The sequence below is a fragment of the Pseudomonas sp. TH39(2020) genome, assembly GCF_016650715.1.
Classification (GTDB): Bacteria; Pseudomonadota; Gammaproteobacteria; order Pseudomonadales; family Pseudomonadaceae; genus Aquipseudomonas; species Aquipseudomonas mandelii_C.
Genome location: NZ_JAEKFF010000006.1, coordinates 2,150,087 through 2,165,730 on the forward strand (window position 1 = coordinate 2,150,087; position 15,644 = coordinate 2,165,730).

The window sequence follows — 15,644 nt, forward strand, 5'->3', positions numbered from 1 at the left end:
GCTAACTACGGCTCAAATACGCCTTCCCATAATGCCGCTCCATCCGTGCCTGAATCAGCTCCAACCCAATCGACATCACCCAATAAATCACCGCCGCTGTCGTCAGCATCTCGATGTAGCGATAGCTCGAGCGCCCATACGATTGCGCCAAAAACATAACCTCCCAAACCCCCATCACCGAGATCAGCGACGAGTCTTTGAGCATCGAGATGAATTGGTTGGTGGTTGGCGGGATGATGGTGCGCATGGCCTGGGGCAGGGTGACTCGCCAAAAGATCACGGTTTCGCGCATGCCCAGCGCCAGGGACGCTTCGCGTTGGCCGTGGGGGACGCCGAGGATGCCGGCGCGGAAGATTTCGCTCAGGTAGGCGCCGTAATTGAGCGACAGGGCAATGATGCCGGCGGCGATGGCACCGGGCACGATGCCAAGTTGTGGCAGGCCGAGGTAGATCAGCAGGATCTGGATAAGCAGCGGTGTGCCACGAAAAAACGAAGCATAGAAGCTCGCAATCCCGAAGGCCACGGCGCTTTTCGACAGCCGCGCCAGGGCGGTGATGAAGCCCAGCAGCGAGGAGGTCACGATCGAACACAGGCACAGAAACAGCGTCAGTGCCGCGCCCTGCAAAAAGCCGTTGGGCGCCAGGTGCAGGCCGATCAGGTTCGGCAGTTTGTCGAGGATGATTGAGAACTTCAGGTCGAAGCTCAGGAAGAAGCTGGCGAACAACCCGAGCATCGCTGCCCAGGTCAGGTACAGCCGCGTGCGGAAACCGAAGAACCGTTGCAGCCGCGACTCAGCCACCGGTTGCGGCGGCTGGGGAGGTTTTGGGAAAGAAGTCATTTACTGATGTCGGCGCCGATCCATTTTTGCGAAAGCTTGCTCAGGGTGCCGTCCTGTTTCAGCTGAGCGAAGACGTCACGCACTTTGGCGTCCCACTGGGCGTCGCCTTTTTCAATGGCCACCGAGTTCGGCTCCGAGTACAGCGGCTCGCCGGCGAGCTTGAAGCGTTTGTCTTCGGTGAGGCGCGGTTGTGCGGTGACAAGGTTGGTGAGGATCGCGTCCAGTCGAACACCAGCACCCAGGCCGAGGTCCTGGAACGCCACATTGTCGGTGTCATACGGTGCGATCTGCACGTCCTCGAACGGGTACTGCAATTGAGTGTCTTCGGCGCCTTCGATCACCAGGTTCTTGTTCAGGTAGCTTTCGTAGCTGGAGGCACTGGTGAGGCCGACTTTCTTGCCGCTCAGGTCCTTGGCGCTGTGGATGCTGTCGTCCTTGGCGTTGACCACGATCACGGCTGGCGAGGCGTAGTACTCGACCGGGAAGTCGAAGACTTCGGCGCGGGCCTTGCTCGGGGTCATGGAGCAGATGCAGATGTCGTAGCGCCCACTCCAGCGGCCGGCGGCGATCACGTCCCAGGACGGGGTTTCGAGGCGCAGTTTGACGCCCAGTTTGTCTGCCACGGCCTTGGCTACGTCGACGTCGAATCCATCGAGCTGGTTCTGATCATTGAGGAACGAGAAGGGTGGATAGCTTTCCATCAACACGCCCACGAGCTCTTTCTTTTTTTCGACGCGATCCAGCGTGGCGCCACCAAAGGCTTGGGTGGAGGCAGCCAGAATCGTCAGGCCCAGGGCCAGTAGCGGTTGGAATTTCACAGTCGATCCCTGATAAAAAAGAGGTTGTTATTAACCGGATGGTGCGTATTAAATAGTTATAAGGACGACTCTGGTAGTGAGTTATTTTCATAAGCTTATGAGTGAAAAGCATATGGGCGCAGCAAGCACAGTAATTCTGGATGGCGGCATGGGTCGTGAGTTGCAGCGTCGAGGCGCGCCGTTCAGACAGCCCGAGTGGTCGGCGCTGGCTTTGAGCGAAGCGCCGCAAGCGGTAGAGGCGGTGCACTCGGCTTATATCGAAAGCGGTGCGAACGTGATCACCAGCAACAGTTACGCGGTGGTGCCGTTTCACATTGGCGAAGAGCGTTTTGCAGCAGAAGGGCAGGCGCTCGCGGCGTTGGCCGGTGAGCTGGCTCGGCGCGCTGTAGAGGCTTCGGGCAAAGCGGTGCGTGTGGCCGGTTCATTGCCGCCGCTGTTTGGTTCCTATCGTCCGGACCTTTTCGACGCTGCTCGGGCGACTGAATTGTTGGCGCCGTTGGTGAAGGGGCTGGCACCGCATGTCGATCTATGGCTGGCGGAAACCCAGAGCTCGATCGTTGAAGCGCGAGCGATCCATGCCGGTCTGCCAACGGACGGCAAGCCGTTCTGGCTGTCGTTTACCCTGAAGGATGAGGACACGGACGAAGTGCCGCGCTTGCGTTCGGGTGAGCCGGTGGCTGACGCCGCAGCCGTGGCGGCTGAGCTGGGCGTCGAGACGTTGCTGTTCAATTGCAGCCAGCCGGAAGTAATCGGTGCTGCGATTGATGCCGCGCGGGAAACCTTCGAGCAGTTGGGTGTGAAGATTCACATCGGCGCTTACGCCAACGCCTTCCCGCCGCAACCGAAAGAGGCCACAGCCAACGACGGTCTGGACCCGTTGCGTGAAGACCTCGATCCGCCGGGTTATTTGCAGTGGGCGGCTGATTGGAAAGAACGCGGCGCGAGTCATTTGGGTGGTTGCTGCGGGATCGGGCCGGAGCATATTGCGGTGCTTGCCCAGAAACTGGCGTGAAGCCATTCGCGAGCAGGCTCGCTCCCACAGGATTTCGGGTTGGTCACAAGATTGTGATCAGCCCTAATCCAATGTGGGAGCGAGCCTGCTCGCGAAAGCGTCCGTCCAGGCGCCGAAGATTACCCGCGGCACTCGGCCAGGGTTTTCACCTGCCCCGAATCTGTCTGGTTCTCATCGGACAGCCAGCGCTCAAACCCCGCCCCGATCGCTGGCCATTCCGAGTCCAGAATCGAATACCACGCCGTGTCCCGATTCTGCCCCTTGACCACCATGTGCTGGCGAAACACGCCTTCAAAGCTGAACCCCAGCCGCTCGGCCGCGTATTTGGAGCGGGCGTTGCCGTTGTTGCACTTCCACTCCAGGCGTCGATAACCCAAGGCAAACGACTCTTTGGCGAGCAGATAAACCGCCTCGGTGCTTTTCGGCGAGCGCTGCATCGGCGCACCGAAAGTGACATGGCCGATCTCGATCCGGCCTTGTGAAGGAACAATCGACATCAAACTGAGGATGCCTTGCACATCGCCGCTGGCACGGTCGATCACGCTGAAGAAGTATGGGTCGCTATTGGCCGCATGATTGTTCAGCCAATCGTTGAACACGCTGCGCTCCGGGAAAGGACCGTAAGGCAAATAGTCCCAGAGTTTTGGGTCGGCCCCCGGGCCTTGCAGGGCCTTCCACAAACCGTCGGCGTGACGCGCCGGGTCGAGTTTTTCCAGGCGAATGAAACGCCCTTCAATGGTTTGGACTGATGGCGCCGGAACGCCTTTCCAGTCGGCGAGTGAAGTCGACATGCTGTTCTCCTTGAACCTTACAGGGCTTTGCGAAACTGGATAAAACCGGGGCGTTCGGCGATGCGCTCGTAGAGCTGGATCGCGGTGGCGTTGGTTTCGTGGGTCAGCCAGTGGACCTTGCAGCAACCGTCTTCTTTGGCTGTCGCGTATACGAATTCGATTAACTGTCGACCGACGCCAGTGCCGCGGGTTTCAGGCGTTACTAACAGGTCTTGCAGGTAGCAGGAGTTTTCGATGCTCCAGTTCGAACGATGGTAGATGAAGTGCACCATGCCCACCGCTTTGCCATCGGCCCAGGCCAGCGCGGCATGGGTCGGTTCGCTCGGGTCGAGCAGGCGCTGCCAGGTGCTTTGGGTGACCGCCTCAGGCAGTTCGGTGTTGTAGAAACGCAGGTAGGCCTGCCACAACGGCAACCAGGCGGCGTGGTCGTCGGCGCTGACCTGGCGGATGGCGATCTGACTCATGTTCATTCCTTAACGCATCAAGTGGGCGAGGGCCTGGTCGTGCACATCAGGGCTGGCGGCAAGCCCCTCGCGCACACCGGTGATGTCTGCAGCGTTGCGGTTCTGGCTGAGCTTGCGTTTGCCTTCCAGGCGCTGGATCGGCAAGGCAAAACCGACGATGGCCTTGAGCATCCCGTCAATGTAGTCGGCGGGGGCATCGGCGACTTTCCATGGACTGGCGCGACCCGCTTCATGACGATCAGTCAGCGCGCTGACCAGAGTGCGCAGGCGATCGGCGTCGGTGAACACTTCGGCCGTGCCGTACGCATGCACGGCGACGTAGTTCCAGGTCGGCACGACTTTGCCGTGCTCGGCTTTGCTCGGGTAAAACCCCGGGCTGACGTAAGCGTCGGCACCGGCAAAAATGACCAGAGCTTCGGCGCCGTTCTGCAGTTCCTTCCATTGCGGATTGGCCCGGGCGAAGTGGCCGTAAAGGGTGCCATTCGGGCCGTGGTCGGGGTTGAACAGCAGCGGCAGATGACTGGCTTGCAAACCTTGCTCCCCGTGGGTGACCACCATGGCAAGGCGGGTGCCGAGTATCTGCTGGTGCACTTCATGCAAATCATCTATGGCAAAGCTGCTTGGCGTGTACATGGAGATTTTCCTTGGCGAATGCCTGCATCCTAGGCAGGCTATTGGTCTGTTGTAAGAGCCATTAACGACAAATTTCATAGGTCCATTGCCATGACCAGCGAGCCACTGTCCTTGTCATTCAACCCCGCGGGTATCGAACTCGATCGACGCCAGGGTTTGAGTCGTCAGCTCTATCAAGCCTTACGGGTGCGAGTGCTCGACGGTCGGCTGGCCAGCGGTACGCGATTACCGGCCAGTCGCGATCTGGCGGCGGCGTTGTCGATTTCCCGAAACAGCGTGGTCCGTGCCTACGATCAGCTCTACGCCGAGGGCTTTATTGAAGGACGTGTGGGGGATGGGACGTATGTCGCGCAATTGCCTCAAGCAGTGTTGCCGGTGAAAAAACTATCCACAAAAGTATCCACAGGGTTGTCAACAGGGTTACCCACAGCCTTATCCACAAATTGGCTGGATTTACCTGTGGTTTCATCCAGCAAAGTTATCCACAGCGGGGCACTGGGACGCGTGGAAAAGAACCATTTGGCCTTGCCGCCCAGTGGTCCGCCCCGTGCGTTCCGGGTCGGTGTTCCTGCGTTCGACCTGTTTCCTTTCGAGGTCTGGGCCAAGCTGAATGCGGCTTTCTGGCGTAAACCGGATCTCCAGCAGTTGTGTTATGGCGATCCTGCGGGCGATGCACGATTACGCGGTCTGATTGCCGCGTACTTGCGCAGTTCCCGGGGGATGCAGTGCACGGCTGAACAAATAGTGATCACCAGTGGCGCACAGCAGGGGATTAGCCTTTGTGCACAGCTGCTGGTAGAGCCGGGCGATGGCGTGGCGATCGAGAATCCGGGGTATCGGGCGGCGGGTCATGCGTTCGCCGTGGCCGGTGCGCGATTGCATGGGGTGGCGGTGGACAGCGAGGGCATCGACTGCACCGAATTGAACGGGCTCAACGATTGTCGACTGGCCTATGTCACGCCGTCGCATCAGTACCCGACCGGGGTGGTGATGAGTCTGGCGCGGCGGCTGGAGTTGTTGGCCTGGGCCGAGCGAACCGAGGGGTGGATCGTCGAGGATGATTACGATGGCGAGTATCGTTATAGCGGCGCGCCTCTGGCCCCGCTGGCTGCGCTAGATCGTCACGGGCGGGTGCTCTACGTCGGCACGTTCGGCAAAGTGGCTTTTCCGGCATTGCGCCTGGGCTATCTGGTGCTGCCTCCGGCATTGGTAGACGCTTTCGCCCAGCGTCGCGCGGTCGATGTTCGGCATTCCGAGGTGAGCACCCAGGCCGTCATGGCCGAGTTCATGGCGGCCGGGCATTTCCAGCGGCACATCCGCCGCATGCGCCGCGCCGCGTTGAGTCGCCGCAATACACTTCTGGCCAACTGGCCCTCGGACATTCCCGGAGTTGGCAGCCTGCCGAGTGTGGCAGCTGGGCTGCACTTGACGGTGGCGGTCGACACTCAGGCCCGCGAACGCGAACTGATTGAAGCCGCCGCCAGCGTCGATGTCGAGATCAACGGCCTGAGCAGTTACTGGCTACCGGATTCGAACACTCCGGCGGATCAGCGAGCGGGGTTGGTGCTGGGTTTTGCGGCGGTGCCGGAAGCAGCCATCGAGTCAGCGCTTGTGCGTCTGCTCAGTGCCTGGCGTCGGTAAAAAGGCTGGCTGGCAACCAGCCTTTTTACTTATCACTGGGGTTCAAGTGTCAGGAACAGCGATTGGGTGGACGCACTGGTAATTCGACGTAGTACGTAGTCAATCGGTTGAAGTGTGGCCAGCTGTTGCCGAAGCTCGGTCTCCAGCGTCGCCAGGTATTTTTCAGATACTTTCAGGTGAGCTGCGGTGGGTTGAGTGGCGTTGCTCTCAAGTGTTTCGTAGTGGAAATGCGCAACCCACAGTTCCTGGTCATTGTTGCGGGTGTCGAGAATCCGGTACTCCTGAAAGTAGTCCTTGCGCCCCTTGGTTCTGATCCTGCCTTGATCGTTGCGGACGATTTTGATCTGTCGGTTCTCGTGCAACCATTGAAAGTACTCCTGCCTGGGTTTGCGCTTCTTGAGCATTTTTGTGCGGGTACTGATGCCTTCGTTGCGGAGCCTGATGGCTGCTCCACGCATTACCTGGCTCTGGCCTGATATGGGAGGAAGTTGTTTACCGGCACTTTTGATGTTGCTCATGACCCTGTCGAGGTTTGTTGCAGACTCTTCCAGTTTGAGCGCCTGTTGATCGAACAGATCCTGCACATCGGCAGGGATTCGGTTCGCACGTTCGGCATCCCGGTTGGTGCGTCTGATGAAATCGTTTACGTCCAGGTTGAGGTTCAGGGCGGCAGCGATGGTATCTGTATCATCCAGAGCGGGTCTGGCTGGTTGTGCGCTTTTGGGGGCGAGCTTGTGGAACGCCTCCTCCTCTTTCACCTGCTCGGGTATTTGGGGGGCTTCGCTTTCCACGACGCGTGGACGGGTCTTGGTGACTTTGATTTTGACCTTGGGCCGCGACGGCCCTGCGACAACAGGTTGGGGAGGTTCCTGGAGGAAAGACTCTTCGGCCTCGGGAAGCAGGTCGTCGAGCTGGGTCAGCGTCAGTGCCTGAAATTCCGAGATCAATGCTTGAAGGTGGTCGAGAGGCGATTGGCGGACCATCCCGGGGTATCGGGTTGGCAGGTCCTGGATGCGCTGATGGGTATCGGCATAGATGTCGGCCAGCCTGGACAGTTTTTTGATGCGCTCCTCGGGCGGCTCGGTAACGCTCGGCTGTTTCGTCATATCAGCGACTTCATGGCTGGCCTCGGCGGCTTCGACCACAATGCTGGCGATTGCCGCTCGAGCCTGTGGCATGGTCTCGTCAGAGGTCTCTTGAATGCACAGTTCGTAGGCCATACCGATTTCGTTGGCCTTGAAGTCCAGTCGGGTGGATTTTGGCAGGAGCATTGTGAGGGCTTGGATTCTGGTGAGCCCTGTGCGGCCTAGTACCTTGAGGCCCGCCAGAGTGGCTTTTGCCAGCTCAAGCCGTTCGATTATGGCGTTGCTCAGTACGGTTGCCTGCTGAATGACGGCCAGGTTCCCGGGCACCGGTTCAGCACTGTTGATATGGGCCTGTTCCTCCAGTGGTTGCGTGACCCGAACGTATTGATTGTTCTTCACCGTTAACCAGAGTGACAGGAACTTTTGCTGCTCGGTGGTGAGGCGCAACAACGTGTAGGTGTAATTGGTTTCACCGCCCAGCGAGCGCCATTCGCGTAGCTGTTCGAGGGCCTCTCCATAGCTTTTGATTCGCTCATCGAGTTTGTCGGTGTAAGACCTGGACGCTGTTTCGAGGTTCTCGGCGGCAGCCTTGGACATAGCGATCTGGAGGCGATCGAGTGCTTCCTGATGGGTTTTTTCCTGGCCCTTGAATGTCTCTAACTGAGTATTCAGCTCGAGTTTGCGGTTCTCCTTTGCTTGCTTCAAGGCTTTCATACGGCTTTTGGGACCACCACCACGCAGTCGCAACCGTGTATCGACATACCACTTGCCGTGCTGGTCATGAACCAGCAACGGGCCAGGACGCATGGGGTCATTTGGATTGAGGATCTGCACTTCCTCGTCGTCATCGATGCTGACCTTGAACCAGCGCTCGCCGACCTGGGCGTAGTGCGTATCGTTGAGCTGATTCAGATGGGGCGGTTTCTCATTCAGTGTGTTCAGCTCGGTGCTGTTCAGATCCGGCGCGCTGACTTTGAGCGTGTCCAGAAAGGCGTCCAGTGTCGGGCCTGAGCGACGAGGGACCGATACGCCGATTTCCAGTGAAGAGGAATGGCTTGCGGACAGTTCAAATACCAGGGGATCCATGGAAATCGTCGCAGGGACAGGCTCGGGTAATGGACGTGGTGCTGGAGGTGACGGCAGTTCCCATGCCGGTTTCTTGCGCGAATGCCCGGTCCATTCGCTATGACGCTGCTCGTAAGCGCGGTGAGTCAGCACAATAGCAAGTGTCACCAGCACATCACCCAATGAACTCCACTCGACCAGCGTGTCGCCTTGTTCATGGGCATCGAGCGCTTGCTGGATCTCGCTGATGCTTTGCCACACCCAGACGGCGGTCCCCACAGGCCCGCTCAAGAAGGTTGAGGCAACGTTGAAGATCGCCCAGGCACTGTCCTTCAAGAGTGCCCAGCGTCTTTCGCCATTGGACAGTGACTGCCGATCCGCCTGCTCCGCCATGGTGCTGGCGTTGCTGTTAAACAGTGTTGCCAGTATGTCGTCGACGATCTCTTTGGTTCCCAGGTCGATGGGCCCGGCCAGGTCCAGAGTGAGTAGCGTATCGATATCGGACTGAGTCGCCAGCCATGGCGAAGGCAGCCCCACGGGAAAGACGTATTGCGCATATTCGAAGCTCAGCGCCGGGGTCGGGAGCCAGGCCAGTACGGAGTCGCGCAGCTCGCCCGGTTGGTGCAGGGCGTAAACCAGGTTTGCCTGCGAGGCAAACTGCAATATAGGTTGCTCAAGCAGTGGCCGGTAAAGCAGGCAGGGAGCGTCTGTTTTTTTCCGCGGGCCGACGATGAACATGTTTGTGACGGTGTCACCGCCAGGCAGCAGGCGATGCCGAGGACTGAACGTGAGGGGGCGAATCACGATATCGAGATTACCTGGTCGCGGTTTTCCGAGTGCGACGTCCATTAACTCGCAGATGTAGCGATAGCCTGTTTCATCGACCCCGCCTTCCTGTTGAAGCATGCACTCCAGTGCCTTGAGCCGTAGCAGGTCGGGTAGTTGGCTGATGTAGCGCTGCTTCTGGAGCGCGACTTGTGCCGGATCATCGATCAGTTTGCTTCTGAGCAATTGTGGGTAGGTCTTGCCGACATTGACCTGAGCGGCCATGGAAATGAGGTAATCAACCGTCAGCCATTGGGGGACGGTTTCGTTGTTTTTGAAATGCAGTTCTGCCAGGTAGGGCGCGGTATTTTGCAGGGCGAAATCACCCAGGCTTTCGATATGCCGGTCATGCGGGTTGGGCAAGGTGAGCCCGCCGGCGATGAAGCTGTTGGTGACAGTGATTTGCAGGTCATCCAGCGGTAGCTGCGCGGCCCCTTCGCTGACTTTGTCCGTGACGATGGCTTCACGCATTTTGGTCTGCGCGTACGCACCGATCAGCGGAATATCGTTCAGGCCTGAGGCGTTTCGTAGTTTTCCCAGATAGGAGAGACCACGGCTGTAGTCTTGCAGATGACTGGCCGAGGCGTTTGATAACCAATCGGGTATGGCCGCTTCAACCTGCTCGATGCGGCTCTTGTCGGCGGAGCTGAAATGTCCTGCCGGGGTGACTGCCGTGCGCAAGCCAGGGGTTTTTCCGGTCCCGGCGGTCGAGACCGAGGGGATGAATGCGTTGATGGCGTCCATTTGAGAGGCGATCAGCGCCCAGGCCATGTGATCGAAAATGTTGCCTGCTGGCTCGACCAATTGCCACTTGAGTGTGCGACCTGCCAGGTCCATGTCGATCCGGGCGGGCAGCGACGCGCCCAGTTGTTCCAGAGAATCGAAGGCCTCGTAGCCGTCTTCTATCGTGTACAGCATGATCTGTTCGCGCTGTTTATAAGTAGCCTTCAGGGCAATTGCACCTCCCAACATGAGATGGGCGGTGTTGGTGGTTTCGCTGTAGTCCACGTCGATCAGGCAGGCTGTGATGCCGGGGATTTCAGTGTTTTTCAACGCCCGTTCGGTTTTGTCCGGATAGTTGTACACCGCACGGGCCACGGCGCATTGATCGGCGCTCCAGCCCTTTGCCTGTTGAACATTAAACGTGTTTCTCAGCGTCTCGCAGAGCCCATGCCAGCGGGGCTGATCGTTTACCGCCTCATTCCAGAAAGCCAGTGCGCACTGTTGAAACTCGACGGATAGCAGGGAGACGTGATCGTTCAGCAGTTGGGCAATGTCTTCGACACTGACGGCGAGATGAACGGGAGAGCTGGTAAGGGGAATTCGCATCAGGAAGTGCTCACCTTCGATGAAGTTCGCGACACCTGCGCTCCAGCTCAGACGCACCAGCGCATGGGTCAATGTCTCCACGTATGGCGAGTCGGCACTCAAGGTTCCATCCTCCATGCGCCATCCTGGAGTGACGATCAGTGTTTGGTCGGGGTCGATGTCGAGCTGCGGATAAAGCTGTTTCAGTGCTTCGCGCAGCACTTGCGAGCTGACATCGTCGAGGGTGGGGCCCTGATTGGTCTGGCTGACCAGATTACTTCTGTCCAGCAGCAGTGTTGCGTTGCTTGGGGGAGTGGGTGTGGATACTTGTGTCATGGTCATTTTCCTTTTTGACCGGAGTAGAGGGCGGCCGCCAGCACCCGATATGGGCGAAACAGCCGGTGAGGTGGCAGTCGATGGCCGCGGTTAAAAAGACCCATCGGCAGATGGGTCTGTGGTAACGGTCAGGTAGACGCGGGTGCCTGAGAGAAGAACAGCGATCGGGCCAGCAGAGGGCTGATCTCGCTGCGATAGATCTCGATCGCTTCCTGGTTGCTGGTGCTTGCCCCTATATCGACACGGCCAAGCAATCGTTGCTCGCGGGTTTTCAGGTGCGCGGCGGTAAAGGACTGGACGCCATCCTTGAGCTGGGCGTAGTGGAAGTGGGCATACCACAGCACGCGGGCGGTGGTGGCCTCACGCACTTCGTATTCCTGCAGATAATCCCGGCGCGGCCCTTTGAGCCGACGTCGCTCTCCCACACGCACAATGTCGACTTCACCTTTACTGCGTAACCACTCGACGCGTGCGGCGGTAGGCGGTTGTCGTTTGGTCATCTCAAGCCGCAGGCGATGGCCTTCGGCATAGAGCCGGGTGGTTTGTGTGGCCAGTTGTGCCAATACCGGTCGTGCGTCGTTCGTATGGTCCTGCGTGGCATTGCTTTGGATGAGCGCTGCGTTGATCGCCTTGGTGGCGTCTTCAAGGCGGGAGGCCTGCTGGTGGAACGCTTCTTCTATTTCCACCGGGATCTGCCTGGGCTGTTTTGAGTCAGCTTCGGTACGTTGGGTAAAGGACGGTAGAGTATCCAGCAGTGCTTTTCCTGCCGTTATACGTGTCCCCGGGTCAGGCAGGCGTTCTCTGGGGGCCGGTTTCTTCGTCACCCGCTCGATCCAGACCCCTGGTGTTTTTTCGTGGAAGGTGGCGATCACCTTGCCGGTCACCGGCGCGGTGACATCCACGAGGACCGGGTGGCCGGGCGTGGTTTTGCGGGTTTTGCCGATCACGGTGCCTTTGAAACGCGTCTTGATGACTCTCTTGTTTGACGCCGATGAGGGGCGTGACGGGCCGGGTGCAGGCTCCAGGAGTCGCTGCTTGCGCAACAAGTCCGCCAGATGCCCGACGGTCTGCTGATTGAACTCGCCAACGCGGACCTGCAGCCGCTCAAATTGCTCTTTGACAATCTGCTCCGGGTACGTTCCGGCGAAGCTCTGCAGGCGCTGTTCGATAGCGGCGAACTGGTCGACCAGGTTGTTCAAGGCCTCGATCCGGTCACCCGAGCTCAGCAGCTCATCACGCATCAACTCCATCGCACTATTCACCGTCAGATCGGCATCTTCGACAATCTGCACGATGGAAGCTTTGGCTGCGGACAGTTCGGGCGTTTCGCCAGGTTTGAGGCACAGCTCGCGGGCGAGGGTGACCTGAAGGGACCGGAGGTCCTGGAGGTCGAAATTGGGTAGTTTTTTTTGATACTCCAGGGACAACTGCTCGGCATTTTTGCCCAGACGCGTCAATTCCTGGAAGCGGGACTGAGCGAACTCAACCTTCTGAATAATGCCCTGGGTCAGGTCTGACATGGTTTCAAACGTGCCGGCGGGGGGAGGAGGGCCGCTGTTTTCTTTGGCATCGAGATGTTCCATGGTCAGACGCAGGGCCTCGACGAATGCCGGGTATTTCTGGTCGATCCAGGTTTGGTTGAAAAACAGTTGAGTTCCCAGCATTTCGATCATCGCGTCACGATAGTTAGGCACTTCCTCCACCAGATTGAGCGATTTGACTTTCTCGATCGTGGTTTCATATTCGTCGGTGCGTGCCTCCAGTTTTTCGAGAAATGTTTGTCGAGTGGCGTCGATTGCATCGGCGGGGGCATTTTTCATGGCGTTGTAGGCGTCGGCAATACCTTTTCTTTTGGATGCTATCTGCGCATCGAAGACGGCCAGATGAGTCTTGATGCTGGCGATTCTGGTTGCGTTCGCTTGTTGTAATGCCTTGAGCTTGCTTTTTTTGCCGCCGCCACGCAGTCGCAGCCTGATATCAATGAACCATTCACCTGTGGAGTTGTTGATCAACAGCGGTCCGTTGATGGACGGTTCCTGGCGGGTATCAATGATCTGAACGATTCCATCGTCGTTCAGGAAGACCTCGAACCATCGTTCGCCAACCGGGGCATAGCATTTGGACTGATGTTCATAGAGGTGCTTGTGCGAGCCTTCGGTACTGGCCGCCCCGAGTCCTTGCGGTTTGGGGATTTTGTACCGGTCCAGGGTTGGCCCCAGCCCTTGGCTGCTATTGAGTGCGGTTGTGGGATGAAGTGAGGTCTGGTGTTCGGCTGGCAGATAATCAGCAGCAATATCAGGCAGCTGTATGCTGGCCGGGGTCTGGGCCGGAGGGCTTTTCTCCGCGCCGACAATGATGGGTGTTTCGGTCTGCGATACGCGGTCTCGCGCGGGTTGGCGTCGGGCGGTCGCGTGGTGAGCCAGCACCATGCCCAGGGTCAGGAACAAGTCGGTCAGGGCCGACCATTGTGCCGTCGTATCCTGGTTTTCCCGGGCGTCGATGCCTTCTTGCAGGTCGTCCAGAATCTGCCAGATCCACGCAGCTGTTCCGGCGGTGCGACCGAGAAACGGCAACACGGCGCTGAATATCATCCAGGCGTGTTGTTTGAAGCTGGCCCAACGGCTTTCGGCATTGGACACCGAGTCTCGCTCACCCTTCATGACCATCGCGTTGGCGTTGGCCTTGAACAGAGTCGCCAGGCGGTCGTGTTCTATCACTCTCTGCCCGAACAACACGGGTCCGCTCATCTGCAAGGAAATGGCTGGATCGACCAGCAGTTGGGACAACGTCCAGACCGAAGGCAATTCCCCCGGGAAGACATACTGCGAATAGTTGAACCGAACGTTGTCCGGCAACCACGCCAGGGTTGATGCCCGTAGCTCTTTGGAGTGGTTGATCGCATATAGCAGGTTGGCGGCCGCGGGATACTGCGCCAACGGTTGTTCAAGCAGTGGGCGATAGAGGATGCAAGGCCCCTTGTCCATGTCCCGCGGCCCGATCACATACATGTTGGTGACTTCGTCAGGGGTTTTGCTGTCCCGCTGGCTGGGGATGAACGCCAGAGGGCGAATGACGATCTCTTGCCCCTCCACCCACCGATCGGCATTCAGCACATTCATCACCGCCACAACGTAGCGATAGCCCCGCTCGTCGATGCCGTGTTCGCCAAGGATCTTGCTTTGCAATGCTTGCAGCGGCAGCTGGATGCGCAGGTTACTGGCGTAGAGGCGTTGACGCCGCAGCGATTCCAGCGGGTCATCCAGCAGCTTGCCCTTGACCCACGCCGGGTAAGCCGTGCCAATGTCGACGGTGCTGATTGCGGTCTTAAGGTAGTCGGGTGTCATCCAGGCCGGCACCGCTGTGCCGTCTTTGTACTGAACCGACTGGTTGCCCAGCGGGAGGGCGATGAGGTTTTCGAGTGCCAGTTCGGCGAGGTCCAGGCGTGTGGTCTCGCTCATGCCGGGGGCCGTGAATGCTCCCCACACCACTTGACTGACAATAACGATCTCGACGTTCTCAAGCTTCATTTGGGCAACGTCACTGTGGCTTTTGAGCATGTGGGCTCGAAGCGCATCCAGCGCGAACGTCTTGATCGGAGCAATATCGTCGTCGAAGGATTTGCCGCTGTTTCGCAGTTGTAGCAGCGCCAGATCCAACAGGTGTCGGCTGTAGCAACCCAGATCGAATGGCGAAGCGTTGTTCAGCCATTCGGGGATCAGACGCTGCACCTTTTCGAAGTGCGAATCCTGCTCGGCCTGAGTCGTACCGGTCACCTCTGCTGTGGGACGGGAGGGGGTGGTGATCGCCGGCCTGCTGGCCCGTTTTGCATACGCCAGGCTGGCAATGACATCAGCCTGGAGAGCAATCAGTGCGGTGGCCTGATGATTAAAAAAATTCCCGGAGGGTTCGAACAGGCGCCATTGAAGCGTGGCCTCTGGGGGCAGTTTTTCAACGTAACCGGGCAGGATCTCGCCCAGTTTTTCCAGCGATTCATAGGCCAGGAAGCCCGTCGCGATGGAGTGGGTCAGAATGATCGTGCGTGTCCCGACGGTGCCGATCACGACCGTCAAATCCGTACGATTGAGGTGGCTGGATACGGTGCCATCGAGCCGGTCGAAGTCGATCAGACAGACCCGGGTCTTGTAGGTGTCGTGGGGGCCTCGCAACGTCGCATCGGGATAATTGAAGACACTGCGCGCAATGGCCAGCTGGTGCACATCCCAGCCCTCAACCTTTTCTACATTCCAGACCTGGCGCAATGACTGCGACAACGCCTGCCAACGCAGGGTCGTGCCGTGGGTGGGTTGGTCCCAGTATTCAAGTTGTTGTTCCTGGTAAGCCACCAACAGGAGGGGGGACAGTTTATTGATCAGGCGCCCGATCGCATCGATCTTGACCGGAAGGTGGATGGGTGTGATCGCCTTGGGATTAAGGCTCAGGAAGTGTTCACCGTCGAGGTAGGTCACTGACTCGCCTGAGCCGAAGTGTCGCAATAGCGCGTCCGTCAATGACTCGAATCTCAATGACCCGGGCTGGACCGCCCCGGCGATGATTTTCCAGCGCGGTGTGACGACCATCGCCATCCTGGGATCGATTTCCAATTGTGGATAAAGCTTTTTCAGGTCCTGTTGAAGAATACGGGTGGCGACTTCCCTGATCGAGGGGCCGGTGACCAGTTGGGTGAGCAGATCACTGGGGTTGCTGGATGCCGGATCGGCTTCGACAGCATTCGTTTCGGTAGAGGACATGTGCATTCCTTTCTGAGGGACTGGGACGTGCGCGCAAACGCGCCGGTCAGGTCCGGAAAGTAGCGGGGTGTTGGATCGGT

At 58.6% G+C, this 15,644-nt stretch carries 9 protein-coding genes; 2 read left to right on the forward strand and 7 right to left on the reverse strand.

The features are described 5' to 3' along the window. Nucleotide 1: 1 nt before the first annotated feature. Nucleotides 2-838 carry an amino acid ABC transporter permease gene (locus JFU47_RS17550; RefSeq protein WP_201184579.1) on the reverse strand — a complete coding sequence of 279 codons (837 nt, stop codon included), beginning with the start codon at nt 836-838 and terminating at the stop codon, nt 2-4. Further along, a complete protein-coding gene (locus JFU47_RS17555) occupies nt 835-1,656 on the reverse strand; it encodes an ABC transporter substrate-binding protein (protein WP_033059249.1) in 822 nt (273 codons plus the stop codon). The genes JFU47_RS17550 and JFU47_RS17555 overlap by 4 nt, the downstream gene beginning before the upstream one ends. A gap of 112 nt (nt 1,657-1,768) precedes the next feature. Here JFU47_RS17555 and JFU47_RS17560 point away from each other — a divergent pair, with 112 nt between their 5' ends. Further along, nucleotides 1,769-2,668: a homocysteine S-methyltransferase family protein gene (locus JFU47_RS17560; RefSeq protein ID WP_201184581.1), complete on the forward strand. Its 900-nt coding sequence runs from the start codon at nt 1,769-1,771 to the stop codon at nt 2,666-2,668. Nucleotides 2,669-2,787: 119 nt separating this feature from the next. Here the strand turns inward: JFU47_RS17560 and JFU47_RS17565 are convergent, their stop codons facing one another. Genes JFU47_RS17565 through JFU47_RS17575 form a run of 3 tightly spaced genes read right to left on the reverse strand, consistent with a single transcriptional unit; the run spans nt 2,788 to nt 4,556 of the window. Next, the gene (locus JFU47_RS17565) at nt 2,788-3,459 is read right to left on the reverse strand and encodes a GNAT family N-acetyltransferase (protein ID WP_201184583.1); all 672 of its coding nucleotides are present in this window, start codon (nt 3,457-3,459) and stop codon (nt 2,788-2,790) included. Nucleotides 3,460-3,476: 17 nt separating this feature from the next. Then, on the reverse strand, nt 3,477-3,923 hold the full coding sequence (locus tag JFU47_RS17570; protein WP_140675704.1) for a GNAT family N-acetyltransferase: 447 nt from the start codon (nt 3,921-3,923) through the stop codon (nt 3,477-3,479). A gap of 9 nt (nt 3,924-3,932) precedes the next feature. Then, complete coding sequence (locus tag JFU47_RS17575) at nt 3,933-4,556, reverse strand: FMN-binding negative transcriptional regulator (protein ID WP_201184585.1); 624 nt, start codon at nt 4,554-4,556, stop codon at nt 3,933-3,935. Nucleotides 4,557-4,646: 90 nt separating this feature from the next. On the opposite strand from JFU47_RS17575, the gene pdxR reads away from it, so the two are divergent. After that, nucleotides 4,647-6,197: a MocR-like pyridoxine biosynthesis transcription factor PdxR gene (gene pdxR / locus JFU47_RS17580; RefSeq protein ID WP_201184587.1), complete on the forward strand. Its 1,551-nt coding sequence runs from the start codon at nt 4,647-4,649 to the stop codon at nt 6,195-6,197. Between the two features lie 32 nt (nt 6,198-6,229). Here the strand turns inward: pdxR and JFU47_RS17585 are convergent, their stop codons facing one another. Both JFU47_RS17585 and JFU47_RS17590 read right to left on the reverse strand, forming a co-directional pair. Then, complete coding sequence (locus JFU47_RS17585) at nt 6,230-10,816, reverse strand: dermonecrotic toxin domain-containing protein (RefSeq protein WP_201184589.1); 4,587 nt, start codon at nt 10,814-10,816, stop codon at nt 6,230-6,232. A 128-nt stretch (nt 10,817-10,944) separates the two neighbouring features. Then, nucleotides 10,945-15,564 carry a dermonecrotic toxin domain-containing protein gene (locus JFU47_RS17590; protein ID WP_201184591.1) on the reverse strand — a complete coding sequence of 1,540 codons (4,620 nt, stop codon included), beginning with the start codon at nt 15,562-15,564 and terminating at the stop codon, nt 10,945-10,947. Between the last annotated feature and the right edge of the window lie 80 nt (nt 15,565-15,644).